Raw genomic sequence first — 17,755 nt, 5'->3', positions numbered from 1 at the left:
CGATGGCCGATGGCAAGGACAGGGTTCGCAGCAGGGTCGAGGACTGGCTCCAGGTGGAGGTCATCGAGCCGATGAACGACTTCCACAATCCGCGCCAGGAGTGGCGGCGGCTCACCTCCGAGGTGTTCGGCACGTTCCTGCTCGTGATCGTCGCTGCCGGCGGCGGCATGATGTCGCAGGCCTACCCCGGCCAGATCACTCGCGCGGCCGCCGTGGTCGCGCCGGGCCTCATGGTCATGGGGATAATCCTGTTCATGGGCAAGATCTCCGGCGCCCACCTGAACCCCGCCGTCACTCTCGCGTTCTCGATGCGCGGCGACTTCCCGTGGCGGCGCGTGCCGGGGTACATCATCGCCCAGCTGATCGGAGCCACGCTCGCATCCCTGGTGCTCGTCTGGATCATCGGCGTCTCCGCGAAGTACGGCTCGAACTATCCCGCGTCTGCGGCAACGTCGCTCCAGGCGTTCTGGATGGAGGCGCTGCTGACGCTCGGGCTCGTGAGCGTCATCCTGGGCACCGCATCCGGTGCCCAGAACATCGGAGTCCTGGGGGCCATCGGCGTGGGCGGATACATCGCCCTGGCAGGCCTGTGGGGCAGCCCCATCTCGGGCACCTCGATGAACCCGGCCCGCACCTTCGGCCCCGACCTCGCGAGCCTCGACTTCACCGCCTACTGGGTCTACCTCGCCGGTCCGCTCCTCGGTGCGGTCGTCGCCGTCCTTCTCGCTTACGTCCTGCGCGGAGCGGGAGGCGGCCTGAGCGGCTCGGCAGCCGCCCAGGGCGACATCGACACCGAGGTCGAGCACCCGGGCAAGAAGTAGTCGCCTGAGGTTCGCGGCAACCAGGACTGCCGCCTACCGCTCCTGGAACTCGAGCGCCTGGGTCGTCTGCTGCACGACACCGGAAGGCAGATTGCCCGGCGAGAAGGTGTCGCAGTCCAGTTCCGCATACACGGTCTCGTTCTTCTGCGGCAACGCGCGCGAGAAGACGACGGTACTGAACGTTGCGACCGTGTTCGGCACGTCCATCGAGTAGTCGATGCGTTCGCCTTCGAACTCGACGCGCGCCGTGGTGCCGTTCACGGGTATCCACACGTTCGGCAGCCGGTTGCGCGCCGCGTCTTTCATCTTCGGATCGCCTGCGTACGAGTCGAAGACGTTGGCCAAAACGGCCTCCGTCGCATCCTGATCGGACATGCCGGCGGATCCGTCAGCCGGCGTGTACCCCGTCGTCAGGTCGCATCCCCTTGTCAGACTGCGAAAGTGCTCGACGCCCTCCGCAGCACCCGGCACAACGTTCCAGTCGCCGGACAAGGTCGCTGTCAGGGTCCCGTCGTAGGGCATCGGGTCTGTGATCGGCGCGTCGGCCGCAAGGAGCGGCTGCTGTGACACGTGCGGTGCGTCCGATGCTGTCGGCGATTGCGCAGGACAGAGCGGCCACGTTGCGCAGTCGGTGCCCGTCTTGGCCACGGGCGCGGCATGACTCGGCGGGGCCGACCCGAAGGCTCCCATCGCCACCGCGATGGCCACTGTGGCAGCCGCCGTCATCAGAAGCGCACTCACGCCGAGCCCGGCCCACGCCCCCATGGGCAGGGAGCGGTCCTCCGCCAGAGAGTCTTTCGTGGGGTTCCTCGACATGGATGGGGGCTGCGAAGGGGTGCTGGACATCGTGACCTTACTCATGCACAAGGCTGGCGGCGTGGACGGCGTCGGAAAGCAGCGTCGGCGCCGTCTCGAATGTGCCCTTCGGGCAGTCGATGATCATGCTCGCCAACTGGTGCGAGGCATTGAACTTCCGAACGTAGATGTACTGGGTGATGGGCTGCTTCGACCCACGTGGTGTGAAGTCGAGGGTTGCGGCCGCGAGTTCGACCTTGCCCTCGTCCACCGCGACCCAACCGTCGCGAGTAGAACCCTCGTGGGCGATGGTCGCGCCGCCGCGGGAGAGTCCGCGTTCTGCGCCCAGCAGCGAGCCCTCCGAGTCCAGGTCGTCCGCACGGAACACAGGGAGTATGGAGCCGACCCCTCGAACGTTGAGAAACAGCATGCAATTGTCGGCTGCGTCTTGGAACACCCTGTCCCCCGTGCCGCTGCGTGCCTGCTCACGCCACTCCACCCGAGAGAAACTCCACTTCAGGGGGCCGACCGGCGCCCGCTGGGAGAGCCCCCAGTCCCCGCGAAGCGGCGAACTCGGGCTGGACAATCCGGCGAGCTCGCTCAGAGCCTGTCCGTAGCGAGTGGCGATCGATGTCGTCAGGGCGATCCCGCCGATCAGCACGAACACGGTCGCCGTCGCGGTCATCCAGAGGGCAGGCGGGATCCGCCTCCGAGGCGGGTCCGCCTCGGGGTGGGGCGCGGTCATCGCGGTCCTTTCGCGCGGGGTCGCATGCCCGCTGGGCTATTGTGCGGTACCCATTTACTCCACCGCTAGTGCAAATCGCGGGTCGTCGAATAACGATTTCGCACGCCCCGGTCGGGAGTAGCCGCTACTCCTCGACCAGCTCGGCCTCGACGATGTCCTCGACGGCCGGACCGTCGCTCGTCAGGACCAGCGACGAGCCGTCGGCCGCGACATCCACGCGCACCATGTCTCCGTCGCGCACCCGCCCGGCGAGCAGTGCCATGGCGAGGCGGTCCTGGATCTCGGACTGCATGAGCCGCCGCAGCGGCCGGGCGCCGAACACCGGGTCGTACCCGCGCTCGGCGAGCCACGCGCGCGCATCCGGGGTCACGGCGAGAGTGAGCCGGCGCTCGCGCAGACGCTTGTGCAGCTGGTCGACCGACAGCTCGACGATCTGCGCGAGGTCGTCCTCGCTGAGCGCCGAGAACATGACGATGTCGTCGAGCCGGTTCAGGAACTCGGGCTTGAAGGCCTGCCGCACGATCGCCATCACGGTGTCGCGCTTCTCGTCGGCCGACAGTGTCGGGTCGATGAGCACCGGCGAGCCGAGGTTCGACGTGAGGATGAGGATCACGTTCGTGAAGTCGACCGTGCGACCCTGACCGTCGGTCAGGCGGCCGTCATCCATCACCTGCAGCAGGACGTCGAAGACCTCGGGATGCGCCTTCTCCACCTCGTCGAGCAGCACGACCGAGTACGGGCGCCGACGCACGGCCTCGGTGAGCTGGCCGCCCTGCTCGTAGCCGATGTAGCCGGGAGGGGCGCCGACCAGACGCGACACCGTGTGCTTCTCGCCGTACTCCGACATGTCGATGCGCACCATGGCGTGCTCGTCGTCGAACAGGAACTCCGCGAGCGCCTTCGCGAGCTCGGTCTTGCCGACACCGGTGGGCCCGAGGAAGAGGAACGACCCCGTCGGCCGGCGCGGGTCGCTGATGCCGGCGCGCGAGCGGCGCACCGCATCCGACACCGCCTTCACGGCCTCCTTCTGGCCGACCAGGCGCTTGCCCAGCTCGGTCTCGAGGTGCAGCAGCTTCTCGGTCTCGCCCTGCAGCAGGCGGCCGACGGGGATGCCGGTCCACGCGGCGATCACCGAGGCGATGTCCTCGTCGGTGACCTGGTCGTTGACCATGCGGTCCTCCGAGGACTCGGCCTGCTCGGCGACCATGAGCTCCCGCTCGAGGCTCGGGATCTCACCGTAGAGCAGACGCGACGCACGCTCGAGGTTGCCCTCTCGCTGCGCGCGCTCGGCCTCCCCGCGCGCGGCGTCGAGCTTCGACTTCAGGTCGCCGACGCGGTTGAGCGTGGCACGCTCCCGCTCCCACCGCGCCTGCAGGTCGTCGAGCCGCGCCTGCTCCGTGGCGAGGTCGTCGCGCAGCTTCGCGAGGCGCTCACGGGACGCCTCATCCTTCTCCTTCTTGAGGGCGAGCTCCTCGAGCTTGAGCCGGTCGACGTGCCGGCGCAGCTCGTCGATCTCGAGCGGCGCGGAGTCGATCTCCATGCGCAGCCGGGACGCGGCCTCGTCGATGAGGTCGATGGCCTTGTCGGGCAGCTGCCGGCTCGGGATGTAGCGGTTCGACATGGATGCCGCGGCGATGAGTGCGCCGTCCGAGATGGCCACCTTGTGGTGCGCCTCGTAGCGCTCCTTGAGGCCGCGCAGGATGGCGACGGTGTCCTCGACCGACGGCTCGCCGACGTAGACCTGCTGGAAGCGACGCTCGAGCGCGGCATCCTTCTCGATGAACTCGCGGTATTCGTTGAGCGTCGTCGCGCCGATCATGCGCAGCTCGCCGCGCGCCAGCATCGGCTTGAGCATGTTGGATGCCGCGACCGACCCCTCGCCGCCGCCCGCGCCCATGAGCACATGGAGCTCGTCGATGAAGGTGATGATGCGGCCGTCGGAGTCCGTGATCTCCTTCAGGACGCTCTTCAGGCGCTCCTCGAACTGGCCGCGGTACATCGCCCCCGCCACCAGCGCGGAGATGTCGATCGTCACGAGCTCCTTGTCCTTGAGCGACTCGGCGACGTCGCCCGCGACGATGCGCTGGGCGAGCCCCTCGACGACGGCGGTCTTGCCGACGCCGGGCTCGCCGATGAGCACGGGGTTGTTCTTGGTGCGGCGTGTCAGCACCTGGCTGACCCGCCGGATCTCGCTGTCGCGCCCGATGACCGGGTCGAGCTTGCCCTGGCGGGCGCGATCGGTGAGGTTGATCCCGAACTGCTCGAGCGCGCTCTGCGCGTCCTCCTGCCCGGGCTGCTGCGTGGCGTTCATGGGGCTCCTTGGAAGTCTTCGGGATTCAAAGTTGAGTCTCTTGCGCTCAAGTTTACCACTCGTCCCCGATGGTGGACAATCGTGCCATCGACGGAGGGGGTTTCCGATGTTCCTGACGAATGTGTACATGCTGTGCTTCCCTGGTGCCGCGCAGTGCGCCCTGGGGGAGAAAGTGGACTACACGCCCGCGTGGATCCCGGTGGGGATCCTGCTGGTCGCAGTCGTCATCGGTCTGGTCGTCGGGCTCGCGCAGCGCAGGCAGCAGTAGCCCGACCCTTCCGGACTAGCCGCGCGCCTCGATCTCGCGCGCCGCGTCGTCGTACGCGCGGCGCACGGTCGCGCCGATCCACTCGTTGCCCTTGTAGATGTTCTCGGGGCCGATGTCGCCGGCGAGGCCGCCGGCATCCAGTCTCGCGATCACAGCCGCCTCCGCGGCGACGACCTTCAGGGCGCCGTCGACCTCGCGCAGCTGCGCCGCGAAGCGGCGGAGCACGTCGACGTGCGAGAGGCCGATCTGGTCGATGCCGCGCAGCCGCACGATGACGACCGCTCCGCGGGACGTCGCATCCACCGCCGGCAGCTGCTTCTCGAACACGGGCGCGCTCGCGAAGAACAGGCTGCCGTACGGCTGGAGGATGACCGCCCGGCCACCGGGCACGACCGCCGGCGGATCGGTCTCGCGCGTACGCCCGTCGTCCTCGATCTGCAGCCACCGCACCCGGATCTGGTTCGACTGCTCGGCGACGTACAGGATGATGCCGAGGCCGACGCCGACCAGCACCGCGAACTGGAGCGGGATGACAAGGGTCAAGGCGAAGGTGACCGCCATGATCGCGGCCGGCAGCGGACCCGACTTCACGACCGAGTGGACGCGGCTGGGCTTCACAGTGAGCACGCCGACGTAGACGAGAAGCCCGGCCAGCGAGGGCATCGCGATGTAGCCGACAGCGTCGGCGGCGAAGAGGATGACGAGCACCATGACGCCGCTCGCGACGAACAGCGACACGCGCGACTTGGCACCCGACTGCACGAGGATCGACGAGCCGGCCATCGACCCGCCGACCGGCATGCCCTGGAAGAGGCCCGAGACGATGTTGCCCGCGCCCTGACCGATGAAGTCGCGGTTCGTGTCCACCCTGCGCCCGTCGCGAGTCGGGATGCCGGCCGATACCGCCGCGCCCTGCACGAGGCCGATGAACGCGAGCGAGACAGCGGGAATCAGGAGGTTCGGCGCGTCGGCGAGGTCGGGGAGCACCGGCACGGGGAGCGATCGCGGGACGTCGACGATGTCGTCCAGAAGGAGGGCGGGATGCCCCACCCACAGGTTGAGCAGCGCGGCGGCCGCCGAGCCGACGATGACGGCGAGCACGAGGCTGAGGCTCCCGATGCGCGTCGAGCGGAACGACAGGATGACGAGCACGGTGATCGCGCCGCACACCAGCGACGGGATGCTCCACTGCCCAATGTTCAAGAAGACGTCCACGGTCTTCAGGAGCCGGTTCGGCCCCCGGCCCTGATACCCGGTGAGGTTCGAGAGCTGCCCGAGCACGATGTTGATGCCGATCGCCGTGACGAAGCCGGTCATGACCGCCGTCGGCACGAAGCTCACGAGGCGTCCGGCGCGCACGAGGCCGGCGACCGCCATCACGATCCCGGTCATCATCGCGAGCGTCGAGAGACTCCGATGGGGGTCCGGTGCGGATTCGAGGCCGGCGTCCGACACCACGAGGGCCATCGCGCTCGTCGCCTGCACCGCCATCAGCGCGCTGCCGGTGAGGACGGCGGCGCCCGCCATGCCGAACAGGTACCCGTAGAGGCCGGCGAGCGGGTTGACCCCCGCGAGCACGCCGGCGGCCAGTCCGTCCGGGACCGCCTCGATGCCGAGGATCAGGCCCGCCGCCGCATCCTTCCCGAGCGTCTCGCGCGAGAGCCACGTCCTCGGATTCCACCCCACGGACACACGGTAACGAACTTGGCCGGCCGTATGGCGCCGGCCGCGGGTGACCATCTGCGAAACGCCGGGACACGGATCGCCGCACGCTTCTCCCAGGTTTCTCACAGGTTCGCTATCGTGTGCAGCAGGGTGCTCCTGGAGGCACCTGCGTGAGGACGCCGACGAGCCCGCTCGCCGCGTCCCGCCCGAGATGAAGGGATCTCTTCATGACAGACAACACCGCAGAAACCAGGTCCGGCTGGGCCGGCTGGGGCACCTTCGCAGCCGTCGTCCTCATCGTGAGCGGCGCGATCGACGCCTTCCACGGCCTGCAGGCCATCATCGGTCCGAACACGGCCTACTTCCTCGCGAAGATCGGGATCTTCTCGATCGACGTGCGCAGCTGGGGATGGTGGCACCTGATCGTCGGCCTGCTGCTCATCCTCGTCGGCATCGCGCTCCTCGGCGGCCAGAGGTGGGCGCGCATCACCGCGATCGTGCTCGTCGCGATCAACGCCATCGGGCAGATCACTCTGATCGACAGCCAGCCGTGGCTGTCGATCGCGGTCCTCGCGCTCGACATCGTGGTGATCTACGCCCTGACCGTGCACGGTCGCGAGATCGACGCCACGAAGGCCTGACCGCCTGAGTCCGAGCGACGGATGCCCCGGCGCCCGCTTCGGCGGCCCGGGGCATCCCCGTGCCGGATCAGTCCGCGACGATCTCGGGTACGGACCAGCGGGCGAGGTCGCCGAGGCGCGGCCGGTAGATCCGGATGAGCAGATTCCAGCCCTCGGGCAGCGGGATGCCGTTCACCTCGTCAGCCGAACCGAGCCGGACGGTCGTCGAGCCGTCGTCGTTCTTCTGCGCGAACACCGAGTTCACGTTCGTGACACCGGAGGGCCCGGGTTCGAAGTACCCTGCGGCGTTGTACACGCTGAGCGACCAGAACGCGTCCGCCGGAACGTCGCGGAACGTCATCGTGTAGCGACCCTGCGGCAGTCGCGGGTCGATCGTGACATACTGCGCCTCGGCATCCGGCAGGCCGCCCCATCCCATCGCCGTGCCGACGAGGTGCCGTACGGGATCCACCTCGTCCCTGCGCCCGAAGGCGTGCGCCAGCCCGCCCATGGTGCGGCCGAGCACGAGCAGCGCGTCGCGGATCTCCCGATGCGACTGGGCATCCCAATCGCCCGGGACGAACGGGCGGTTCGCACGGGATTCGATCGCCAGTCCGTCCTGCACCCGGTGCACCGCGGCGATGTCGGCCGCATCATCGGGGTCGAACAGGATGCGCGCGGCGACGACCGCGTAGTCGGTCCCGAACTCCTCGACCGTGAGCGGGTAGGTGCCTGCGGAGTGGAACACGCGGTTGATGAAATGATCCTGGTTGATCACCATCACAGAGAGGTAGCGGTCGCCCGCCTCGGGGATCGTCAGCGTCGCGCCTTCCGAGATGTCCACGACCGCCACGGAGTAGAGCGTGTCGCGGTTCTGCCGGATGACGGGCTGCTGGTCGAGCGGCGCGAGCTGACGGTCGTGGTGGAAGATCCCCTGACCGCCGATGATCGGCAGCATCCTGACGATCATGTCCTCGGTCTCGGCGCGGGCGAAGTTGTCGATCGTGACGGTGATGGCCATGGGCGTCCTCTCTGCGGCGCGTCCGACGATATCGGCTCTCACCGGTTCTCCAGCACGCGCTCGTAGACCTCGATCATCGCGGCCGTCCGCGACGACTGGAGGAACCGGTGGGCGACCTCGGGATTCGGCTGGAGCGGCCGCCCGGCGGCGATGTCCGCGACGGCGGTGCGCAGGGTCGATGCGAGCGCGGAGACCGACGCATCCGCGACCGGCCAGAAGCCGCTCTCGAGTTCCGCGCCGATGTCGGGGTCGCTGACGACGGCAGGCGTGCCGAGCGTCGCCGCCTCGAAGACGGTCATCCCCTGCGTCTCGAATCCGATCGAGGTCTGCACGACGGCATCCGCCCGGGCGATCTTGCGCAGGGTGTCGGCGTAGCTCATCCGCCCGGCGAAGACGACGGATGCCGCGGGCCTGCGCTTCGCGACGAGCCGCTGCGCTGCGCGCAGCTGGCCACCGCCGCCCAGCAGTTCCACGTCCGCGTCGATGCCCGACTCGGCGACGGCCTCGAGGAACGGCAGCAGCCGCTTCTCGGGGCTCATGCGGCCGAGCCACAGGATGTGCGGCCGCTCGGAGGTCCGGACAGGAGCCGCCGTCAGGACCTCGGCCCGGATCCGGTCGTCGATGCCGTTCCAGATCACGTCGACGCGCTCGCTCACGCCGTGCTGCTCGAGCCGGTCCGCGAAGTGCGCTGACGGTGCGGTCACGGCGGCCGAATGCTGCGCGAATCGGCGGAGATACGCCCAGCCATCGGTGCCGCCGTCCTCCGCGCGCACCGCGCGGCGCTGCCAGGCGTTGAGCATCCGCATCACGAGTCCGGGGAAGGGCGCCGTGGCCTCGATCCCGACGTCGACGCGGTTGTGCATCGTATGCACGACGGGCAGACCGTGGCGCTCGGCGAAGCGATGGCCGATGAACGCCCCCCAGAAGTCGGCCTGGACATGGACGACGTCGACGGCGGGGCGCTCGGCCATCGCGCGATCGAGCCACCGGTCGGTGCGCCGCCCGGGCCACGTCATCGCATACTCCCGATCGAACGTGACCGGGACGGAGGGCAGATCGAGGTACGCGGCATCCTTCCGCGCCTCGCGCGCGCGGCGGCCGTGCATGCGGGGGGCGACCACCGTGACCGTGTGCCCCGCGCGTTCGAGATAGGTCTTCTGCAGGCGCATCGACACCTGGGCTCCGCCCAGCGACTCGAGGTGCTGGTCACCGAAGAACACCACGTGCACGGCGGGCCTCAGGAGGGCAGCGGTTCGCCGCGGTAGAGCGCCTCGAAGGTGTCGAGAGTGCGGTTGATGTCGTGCACGGCGACCATGTCGAGGGAGGCCTGCTGCATCCGCAGCCGCTCCTCCGGTGACGCCGTCAGCACCCGGGTGATGCGGTCGGCCAGCCCATCGATGTCTCCGGGCGGGAAGAGGTAGCCGTTCTCGCCGTCGTGGACGAGATGCGGGAGTGCCACGGCATCCGCGGCGACGATCGGCAGGGCGGACGCCATCGCCTCCATCGTCGCGATCGACTGCAGCTCGGCGATCGACGAGATGACGAACAGGCTCGCCTCGGAGTAGAGGCGCCGGAGCTCCTCATCCGACGCACGGCCGACGAACTCCACACGGTCGGAGAGGCCGAGCTGCCGGGTCAGCACCTCGAGGTTCTTGCGCTGGTCGCCGCCGCCGACGATCTCCACGGTGACGCCCAATGCCGGGTCGAGCTTCGCGACGGCCTTGAGCGTGACGTCGATGTGCTTCTCGGTCGTGAGGCGCCCGACGACGAGGATCCGGTTCGAGGTGCGCGGCGACAGGTCCGGCGAATAATGCGACCTGTCGATGCCGCAGCTGACCGGGATCACATCGGTCAGGCCCGTCGCCGCCGTCAGGAAGTCGGCGGCCTTCTGCGTCGGGGTCGTGACGGCGCGGGCCATCCGCAGTGTGCGGGACGCGTCATCCCACGCGAGCTTGACGACGACCTTGTCGAGGAACGGCGGCAGCGTCGTGAAGTCGACGATGTTCTCGGGCATGACGTGGTTGGTGGCGACGACCGGTACGTCGCGCTTGCGGGCCTCGCGCATGAGGCCGCGTCCGATGACGATGTGCGACTGGATGTGCGCAGCATCCGGCTTCACATCGTCCAGAACCTTCCGCGCGTAGTGCTTCGACATCCACGGCAGCACGAAGCGCAGCCAGTCGTGCGGATACCACCGCCACGACGGCAGGCGATGGACGGTCATCTCCTGACCCTCGATCGTCTCGCGATAGGTGCCGTGCTGCGCGTGCGTCTTGCTCGGCGCCATGATGTGCACGTCATGCCCGCGCTGGACGAGGCCCGCGGCGAGCCGCTCCGCGAACCGGGCGGCGCCGTTCACGTCCGGCGAGAACGTGTCGGCTCCGATGAGTACGGTCAGCGGTCGTCGGTCGCCCTCCGGATGCGACGAATCCTCGGGCGAGGGGCGGGGCGGGCTGTCGGGGGAAGTCACGGTCTGTGGCTGCTCTCTGTGTGCCGGGGGATGCGGCGCGCGGACCGCACAACTCTACCCGAGGGGGTCGGGGCGCCTCTGGCAGGCGCCCCGAGACGGTGCATCCCCGTACGGCGGCGCGGCTGGGCCCGTTCCGTCGTCTGCGTGTACCAGTCTGCGCATCCTCTCGGCGCCGTGGCGGGTGTCCTCCGCGGCCGGAGCGCTCCTGCGCTCTACCGTGTGATCGTGCGGCACCTCGCGAACGTCGATCTGGCCACGCTGCTGGCGGGCATCCAGTGGTGGCAGCTGATCGTCGCGATCACCGTCATGGTCGTCGGGTGGATCCTCGGACGGCTCACCCGGAGGGCCGTGCTCGCCCTCTTCGCTCGTGCGCCGGGCCTCCCCAGGGCCGCCGCCTATCCCACGGCGCGGATCGCAGAGTACCTCGTGGTCGCCCTCGGGATCGGCATCGCCCTCGCGATCCTCGGCGCCAACATCCAGCCGCTCCTGGCCGTCGTCATCATCGTCGCCGTGGTCGCCGTGCTCGTGCTGCGCGGAACCGCCGACAACTTCACCGCCGGTGTGCTCATCCAGTCCGAGAATCCAGTCCGCATCGGCGACGAGATCCAGGTCGACACGCCGGGAGGCGCTGTCGTCGGAACCGTCACCGAGCTCACCGCGCGCGCGGTCATGCTCCTGGCGGCGGACGGGCGCACGGTCGTCGTGCCGAATGCGAAGCTGCTCGGCGACTCGGTCGTGAACCACACGCTCCACGGGCTGCGCCGCAGCGAGATCCAGTTCCGGCTCCCCCGCGTCGACGGGGAGGCGATCGACGACCTGCTGTCGCGCGTGGCCGAGGCGGCGGCCGCCGTACCGGGCGTCCAGGCGGCGCCGGCGCCGCAGACCCTCGCGAACACGGTGCTGCAGGGCAAGGTGACGGGGGTCGTGCAGTTCTGGCACGAGCCCACTCGCGGCGTGGTCGTGAGGTCGGACGTGGTCCGCGCCCTCGCGACGGCCTTCGCCGACCGCGGCGTGGAGGCGACCGTGATGAGCGTGCAGAAGTAGCACTCCAGCACGCTCATCCATCCTCGCTCGATCAGGATTCGATCGCGTCCGAGACGTCGTTGACCGACTTCTCGATGGCCTCCCGCAGCTTGTCGTAGTCGCCTTTGTCGATCGCCTTGCTGATGCGCTTGTCCGACCGCTCGAGGGCGGCCTCGACCTTGTCGGCCCATTTGTCGTCGACGACCGCGATGACGGCCGACGACCCCGGCGGCAGGTACTCGTCGACGTCGACGCCGAGCTCCTTCTCGTCGCGGCCCTTCTTGATCGCGCCGATCACGGCGCCGATGCCGGCGCCGATCGCCGTGGCGGCCAGCAGCGGCGGGGCGAACAGCCCGACGACGACGCCCGCGCCGGCACCCCACGCCGCGCCGCGGCCCACCGTGCCGTCCTTGTGCTCCTTGACGGTGACCTTGCCGCTCGAGTCGCGCTGGAGGACGACGGCGCCGACGATCTCGTACTGGCCCTCCTCCTGGCCCTTCTCCATCGCGTCGTAGTCTTCCTGCGCCGCGGTGTCGTCGCCATAGGCGCCGACGACCAGTGCGAGGTTGTCCGAACTCATTTGTCTCCCCTCTCGTTCCTTCGTCGCCCGACGCGGTCTGCGCGGCGATGGTGCCCGGGTCGACCCGCCCCCGAGTGGGCCGACCCGGCGTTCAGTGGTGGAAGGCTCCCGCCTCCTCCTCCGACATCGACACCGTGATCGGGTGCTTGTCGAAGTGGGCGATGGCATCGCGGTAGTCGTCCATCAGCAGGGCCGCCTGGTCCCGCTCGAAGCCCGCGCGCACGAGGATGCGCTGCACGGGCAGGTCCTCGCGGTGGGGCGGCATCGTGTACGCAGGCACCTGCCATCCGCGCGTACGGAGCCGGTCCGCGAGATCGAACAGCGTGAACGCGTGATCCATCCCGTCCTTGAGCTTCCATGAGACGGCCGGGATGCCGGCCTGCGGGCTGCCGTCGTGGATGATGTCGAAGTGGCCGAGCTTGTCGATCTCGGACGCCAGATACATCGCCGTGTCGTAACAGGCCTGGTGGACCTTGCGGTACCCCTCCTTGCCGAGGCGGAGGAAGTTGTAGTACTGCGCGATGATCTGGCCGCCCGGGCGGGAGAAGTTCAGCGCGAACGTGGGCATGTTGCCGCCGAGGTAGTTCACGTTGAAGATCAGGTCCTCGGGCAGGTCCGCCGCATCCCGCCAGACGACCCAGCCGACGCCCAGCGGGGCGAGACCGAACTTGTGACCGGACGTGTTGATCGACTTGACCCGCGGCAGGCGGAAGTCCCACACGATGTGGGGCGCCGTGAACGGGGCGAGGAAGCCGCCTGACGCACCGTCGACGTGGATCGGGATGTCGAGCCCGGTGTCCTCCTGCAGCTTGTCGAGGGCTTGGCTGACCTCCTGCACGGGCTCGAAGACGCCCGTGAAGGTGACGCCGAGCGTGGGCACGACGCCGATCGTGTTCTCGTCCACCCGCTTGAGCACTTCCTCCGCGTTCATGTGGAAGCGATCGCCCTCCATGGGGATCTCGCGGAGCTCGACGTCCCAGTAGCGGGCGAACTTGTGCCAGCACACCTGCACCGGACCGGTGATCATGTTCGGCTTGTCGGCGGGCTTCCCCGCCGCCTTCTGCCGGGCACGCCAGTTCCACAGCAGCGCCATGCCGCCCAGCATCGCCGCCTCGCTCGATCCCGTCGTCGACGTGCCGAGGGTGTTCGACGCGTCGGGCGAGTTCCACAGGTCCGCGAGGATGTGCACGCAGCGCTCCTCGATCGCCGCGGTCTGCGGATACTCGTCCTTGTCGATCATGTTCTTGTCGAGCGTCTCTGCCATGAGCAGGCGCACTTCGGGCTCGAGCCACGTCTGGCAGAAGGTCGCGAGATTCTGCCGCGAGTTCCCGTCCATCATCAGCTCGTCGGAGACGACCTGGTACGCATGGCGAGCGAGGTGCTCCTTCTCCGGCATTCGGTACTTCGGCATCGACACCGACAAGTCGGTCGACGAGAAGACCTCGTCGAGGATCTCGTCACGGATGTTCTCCCTCTTATGCAGCATTCTTCTCTCCCCCTGGATCAGGCTGTCGGTCCGGATGTGGTCGTCGCGCTCGCCGATGGCGGCGGCGTCACGGGTTCGTGCTCATGCGATTCCGGTGGGCTGACCAGCCAGCTCTCTTTACGGAACAGGATGATGATGAAGGGCCAGATCCCGAGGCCGATGATGCCGCCCAGCAGCAGCAGCGTGTAGCCGAGCTGGCCCATCGTGCTGCCTTCGGGCTCGACGAACCCGATGAGGAAAGCGAGGAGGCTCGCGAGGAACCCCACCCAGCCGACGAGCCCCATCGCCGGGGTGCGGAAGCCGCGCTTCACATCGGGATGCGTGCGCCGCAGCCGCATCGCGGCGAGGAACATCATCATGTACATGATCAGGTAGAGCTGCACGGCCATCGCGGAGAAGATCCAGAACACGCTCTGCACGTTCGGTACGACGGCGAACAGCACGGCGAGCACTGTGACGATGATCCCCTGGATCACCATGATCGGCACCTGCATGTCATTCTTGTTCGTCTTCTGCAGGCTCGGCGGCAGATAACCCTGCCGGCCGACGAGCAGAAGGCCCTTGCTCGGTCCCGGGATCCACGTGACGACGGATGCGAGGATGCCGAACACGATGAGCAACGCCATCACCGTTGTGCCCCACGGCATCCCGATCTGAGTGAAGAACACGTCGAACGCCTGCAGCACGCCCTGCGTGAGGTTGATGCTGCTCGCCGGGACACCTACGGAGATCGCCAGCGTCGGGAAGATGAAGACGATGAGGATGATGATCGCGGCGAGGACGATCGCGCGCGGGAAGTTCTTGCCCGGCTTGTCCATCTCGTTCACGTGGACCGCGTTCATCTCCATGCCCGCGTAGGACAGGAAGTTGCTCACGATCAGCACGATGCTTGCCAGGCCCGTCCAGGTCGGCAGCCACGGTCCCTGAGATGCGGGCGGAAGGCTCGAGTGGCCGCCGCTCGACAGGAACAGGACCGCGAACAGCACCAGACCCAGCGAGGGCACGATCGTGCCGGCGATGAACCCCCACTTGCTGACGCCGGCGAACGCCTTCACGCCGCGGAACGCGATGAGCGTCGAGAACCAGTACACGACGAGGATGACGAGTCCGGTGAAGAGGCCGTTGTTGGCCAGTGCCGGGTTGAACACATATGCCAGCGCCGACGCGAAGAAGGCCAGCTGCGCGGGGTACCAGACCACGTTCTGGATCCACTGCTGCCAGATGGCACTGAACCCCATCCGCTCGCCGAAGGCCTCCTTCACCCAGACGAAGACACCACCCTTCCACCCGCTCGCGAGCTCCGCGGCGACGAGGGCGACCGGGATCATGAAGACGATCGCGGGCAGCACGTAGAGGAAGATCGACGCCCACCCGTAACCCGCCATCGCGGGCAGACCGCGAACGCTCGCAACCGCCGTGGCGATGAGAATCGCCATCGTGGTCCACGACATCGCGGCGGATTTCGTCGGTTTCGTCTGACTGCGGCTGTTATTCACTGACATACGATCCCCCTGCATTCGTTCCTACCCGGAATGGGTGATGCAGCCGCCCACTGGCGATATACCCGAAATGCTCGACGGCCATTCGCGAGTGACGATAGCGGCGATCGGCGAGTTATGGAAGAGCCTCCGAATGAACAACAGCTATGCGCAATTGCACCGATAGCGGCCGTTTCCGGCGTCGACGCCGTCGGCCCCGCCGCCGGGGGGCGCGGTCCGTCACGCTACGATCGGCTCGTGCCGAAGCCCCGGACCCGAGTCACGCGACTGCGGCGCGAGTCCTGGGGCTTCGCGATCGGATCGGTGCTCTTCGCCCTCGGGGTCGTGCCCTGGTACGCGGCCGCGGTCGGCCCGACGTGGGATGCCGCGACCTTCTTCGTCGGCTCGATCTTCTTCACCGCGGCGGCGTTCGTGCAGCTCGCGCTGAGCGGCCGCCGGCCACCACGGCGCGAGTCGTCGACCGCCGATTTCGCCGACTGGTGGTCGGCCGCGATCCAGTTCGTGGGCACCATCCTCTTCAACGTCAGCACCGGCGCCGTGCTCATCGGCACGCTCCGGCAGATGTCCACCGCCTCCACCGGATGGCGGCCGGATGCGTGGGGCTCGGCCGCATTCCTGCTCTCCAGCGCGGTGTCGATCATCGCGGCGCAGCGCCGGCATGAGCTGTGGGATCGGGATGCGCGCACCCTGCACGGCACGTGGCTGAACCTCGTCGGGTCGATCTTCTTCGGCTTCTCCGCCGTCGGCGCGTACGTCATCCCCTCGACGGGCGAGCTCGCGAGCGTGCTCTGGGTGAACCTCGGAACGTTCCTCGGTGCCGTCTGCTTCTTCCTGGCCGCGGTGCTCGCACGGCGATCGCTGCACGATGAAACGCCCGCCACGACCCCCTCCGCCTGAACGACGACGCGCCGCGCCGCACGGACCGACGTTGGCGCCGGACCCGCGAAACAGGGCACACTGCTCTCGTGACGTCATTGCTCATCGCCAATGGGTCCTGGGGGCTGGCACTCATCGTGCACGCGGCGATCATCGTCACCGCGCTGATCATCCTCCCCCGCGACCGCAAGCCGACCGCCGCCATGGCCTGGCTGCTGCTCATCGTGCTGCTGCCCGGTCTCGGCATCGTACTGTTCCTCCTCATCGGCAGCTACCATCTGCCGGCGAAGCGGCGCGCCGAGCAGGAGCGCATCGACGCGATGATCCGTGCGAAGGTGGCCGACAATGCGGTCGCGACGATGGATGCGTCGTGGCCGCGGTGGTTCCAGCGGGTCGTCCAGCAGAACGAGTCCCTGACGGCGCTCCCCGCCACGCTCGGCAACGAGGCGACGCTGTACAGCGACTACCAGGGATCGATCGACGCCATGGCGGCGGAGATCGACACCGCGACGGACTTCGTGCACGTGGAGTTCTTCATCGTCGCGTGGGACGACACGACCCGCGGCTTCTTCGCCGCCATGGAGCGCGCGGTCGCCCGCGGCGTCACCGTCCGACTGCTCGCCGACTACGTCGCCACGCGCAAGGTCGGCAACTGCAAGGAGACCCTGGCCGAGCTCGATCGCATCGGCGTGAAATGGGCGTGGATGCTGCCGGTCCAGCCGTTCAAGGGCAAGTATCAGCGACCCGACCTGCGCAACCACCGCAAGATCGTCGTCGTCGACGGCCGGGTCGGCTTCATGGGGTCGCAGAACCTCATCTCCCGCGACTACGACTCCCCGAAGAACCAGAAGCGCGGCCTCAAGTGGCAGGAGCTCGTCAGCCGCGTGACGGGCCCTGCGGTCGCCGGGCTGAACATCGTCTTCCTCTCCGACTGGCTCATCGAGGCCGGAGAGGATCTGCAGGCGACCGAGCACGTGCCGGTACCCGAGCTGCCGGCATCCACCTCGTCCGATGCCCTGCTGTGCCAGATCGTGCCGAGCGGCCCCGGGTACCCGACCGAGAACAATCTGCGTCTCTTCCTGTCGCTCATCTACGGAGCGACCGAGAAGGTGATCCTGACGAGCCCGTACTTCGTCCCCGATGAGGCGATGGTGTATGCCATCACGAACGCCTGCGCGCGCGGGCTCGAGGTGCAGTTGTTCGTGTCGGAGATCGGCGACCAGGCCATGGTCTATCACGCGCAGCGGTCGTATTACGAGGCGCTGCTCACCGCCGGAGTGCGAATCTTCCTGTATCCGGCGCCGTTCATCCTGCACTCGAAGCATTTCTCGATCGACGACGACATCGCCGTGATCGGCTCGAGCAACATGGACATCCGCTCGTTCAGTCTCAATATGGAGGTCTCGATGATGGTGCGCGGCGCGTCGTTCGTCGCGCAGATGCGCGAGGTGGAGCAGGCGTACCGCGACGCCGGACGCGAGCTCACCCTCGAGGAGTGGAAGAAGGAGCCCGCCAAGGCGACCTTCCTCGACGGCGTCATGCGGCTCACGTCCGCGCTGAACTGACAGCGGCGGC

General features: G+C 68.2%; 16 protein-coding genes. 6 read left to right on the top strand and 10 right to left on the bottom strand.

The features are described 5' to 3' along the window. Window positions 1-2 precede the first annotated feature (2 nt). Window positions 3-821 (top strand): MIP/aquaporin family protein, encoded by an 819-nt coding sequence (locus SM116_RS02440; protein ID WP_320942879.1) that lies wholly within the window; start codon window positions 3-5, stop codon window positions 819-821. Window positions 822-854: 33 nt separating this feature from the next. Here SM116_RS02440 and SM116_RS02435 read toward each other — a convergent pair whose 3' ends face one another. The 3 genes from SM116_RS02435 to SM116_RS02425 all read right to left on the bottom strand — a co-directional run bounded on the left by SM116_RS02435 (window position 855) and on the right by SM116_RS02425 (window position 4,672). Continuing rightward, the gene (locus tag SM116_RS02435; RefSeq protein WP_320942878.1) at window positions 855-1,469 is read right to left on the bottom strand and encodes a hypothetical protein; all 615 of its coding nucleotides are present in this window, start codon (window positions 1,467-1,469) and stop codon (window positions 855-857) included. 205 nt (window positions 1,470-1,674) lie between these two features. After that, the gene (locus tag SM116_RS02430; protein ID WP_320942877.1) at window positions 1,675-2,301 is read right to left on the bottom strand and encodes a hypothetical protein; all 627 of its coding nucleotides are present in this window, start codon (window positions 2,299-2,301) and stop codon (window positions 1,675-1,677) included. A 184-nt stretch (window positions 2,302-2,485) separates the two neighbouring features. Then, window positions 2,486-4,672, bottom strand: a complete 2,187-nt coding sequence (locus SM116_RS02425; RefSeq protein ID WP_320942876.1) for an ATP-dependent Clp protease ATP-binding subunit — start codon at window positions 4,670-4,672, stop codon at window positions 2,486-2,488. Window positions 4,673-4,778: 106 nt separating this feature from the next. Here SM116_RS02425 and SM116_RS02420 point away from each other — a divergent pair, with 106 nt between their 5' ends. Further along, a complete protein-coding gene (locus SM116_RS02420; RefSeq protein WP_320942875.1) occupies window positions 4,779-4,940 on the top strand; it encodes a hypothetical protein in 162 nt (53 codons plus the stop codon). 15 nt (window positions 4,941-4,955) lie between these two features. On the opposite strand, the gene SM116_RS02415 is transcribed toward SM116_RS02420, so the two are convergent. Continuing rightward, window positions 4,956-6,626 carry a SulP family inorganic anion transporter gene (locus SM116_RS02415; protein ID WP_320942874.1) on the bottom strand — a complete coding sequence of 557 codons (1,671 nt, stop codon included), beginning with the start codon at window positions 6,624-6,626 and terminating at the stop codon, window positions 4,956-4,958. Window positions 6,627-6,832: 206 nt separating this feature from the next. Between SM116_RS02415 and SM116_RS02410 the strand changes: the two genes are divergently transcribed. Next, window positions 6,833-7,246 (top strand): DUF7144 family membrane protein, encoded by a 414-nt coding sequence (locus SM116_RS02410; RefSeq protein WP_320942873.1) that lies wholly within the window; start codon window positions 6,833-6,835, stop codon window positions 7,244-7,246. 67 nt (window positions 7,247-7,313) lie between these two features. On the opposite strand, the gene SM116_RS02405 is transcribed toward SM116_RS02410, so the two are convergent. From SM116_RS02405 to SM116_RS02395, 3 genes are read right to left on the bottom strand one after another with little or no spacing between them, the layout of a single operon-like run. Beyond that, on the bottom strand, window positions 7,314-8,246 hold the full coding sequence (locus SM116_RS02405) for a DUF1214 domain-containing protein (protein ID WP_320942872.1): 933 nt from the start codon (window positions 8,244-8,246) through the stop codon (window positions 7,314-7,316). Window positions 8,247-8,284: 38 nt separating this feature from the next. Next, window positions 8,285-9,469, bottom strand: coding sequence for a glycosyltransferase (locus SM116_RS02400; protein ID WP_320942871.1), 1,185 nt, complete (start codon window positions 9,467-9,469; stop codon window positions 8,285-8,287). A gap of 14 nt (window positions 9,470-9,483) precedes the next feature. After that, on the bottom strand, window positions 9,484-10,716 hold the full coding sequence (locus SM116_RS02395; protein WP_320942870.1) for a glycosyltransferase: 1,233 nt from the start codon (window positions 10,714-10,716) through the stop codon (window positions 9,484-9,486). Between the two features lie 225 nt (window positions 10,717-10,941). On the opposite strand from SM116_RS02395, the gene SM116_RS02390 reads away from it, so the two are divergent. Beyond that, window positions 10,942-11,760 carry a mechanosensitive ion channel family protein gene (locus SM116_RS02390; protein WP_320942869.1) on the top strand — a complete coding sequence of 273 codons (819 nt, stop codon included), beginning with the start codon at window positions 10,942-10,944 and terminating at the stop codon, window positions 11,758-11,760. 31 nt (window positions 11,761-11,791) lie between these two features. On the opposite strand, the gene SM116_RS02385 is transcribed toward SM116_RS02390, so the two are convergent. The 3 genes from SM116_RS02385 to gadC all read right to left on the bottom strand — a co-directional run bounded on the left by SM116_RS02385 (window position 11,792) and on the right by gadC (window position 15,256). After that, window positions 11,792-12,319: a DUF1269 domain-containing protein gene (locus tag SM116_RS02385; protein WP_320942868.1), complete on the bottom strand. Its 528-nt coding sequence runs from the start codon at window positions 12,317-12,319 to the stop codon at window positions 11,792-11,794. Between the two features lie 91 nt (window positions 12,320-12,410). Further along, on the bottom strand, window positions 12,411-13,805 hold the full coding sequence (gene gad, locus SM116_RS02380; RefSeq protein WP_320942867.1) for a glutamate decarboxylase: 1,395 nt from the start codon (window positions 13,803-13,805) through the stop codon (window positions 12,411-12,413). Window positions 13,806-13,822: 17 nt separating this feature from the next. Next, window positions 13,823-15,256, bottom strand: a complete 1,434-nt coding sequence (gadC, locus tag SM116_RS02375) for a glutamate/gamma-aminobutyrate antiporter GadC (protein WP_320942866.1) — start codon at window positions 15,254-15,256, stop codon at window positions 13,823-13,825. 285 nt (window positions 15,257-15,541) lie between these two features. Here gadC and SM116_RS02370 point away from each other — a divergent pair, with 285 nt between their 5' ends. Both SM116_RS02370 and cls read left to right on the top strand, forming a co-directional pair. Continuing rightward, complete coding sequence (locus SM116_RS02370; RefSeq protein ID WP_320942865.1) at window positions 15,542-16,201, top strand: hypothetical protein; 660 nt, start codon at window positions 15,542-15,544, stop codon at window positions 16,199-16,201. A 68-nt stretch (window positions 16,202-16,269) separates the two neighbouring features. Further along, the gene (cls, locus tag SM116_RS02365; RefSeq protein ID WP_320942864.1) at window positions 16,270-17,745 is read left to right on the top strand and encodes a cardiolipin synthase; all 1,476 of its coding nucleotides are present in this window, start codon (window positions 16,270-16,272) and stop codon (window positions 17,743-17,745) included. Window positions 17,746-17,755: the final 10 nt, after the last annotated feature.

The organism is Microbacterium rhizosphaerae (assembly GCF_034120055.1).
In the GTDB taxonomy this organism is placed as follows: Bacteria; Actinomycetota; Actinomycetes; order Actinomycetales; family Microbacteriaceae; genus Microbacterium; species Microbacterium rhizosphaerae.
Note: the sequence above shows the minus strand (reverse complement) of the source record. Positions and strands in the feature narration are given on the sequence as shown.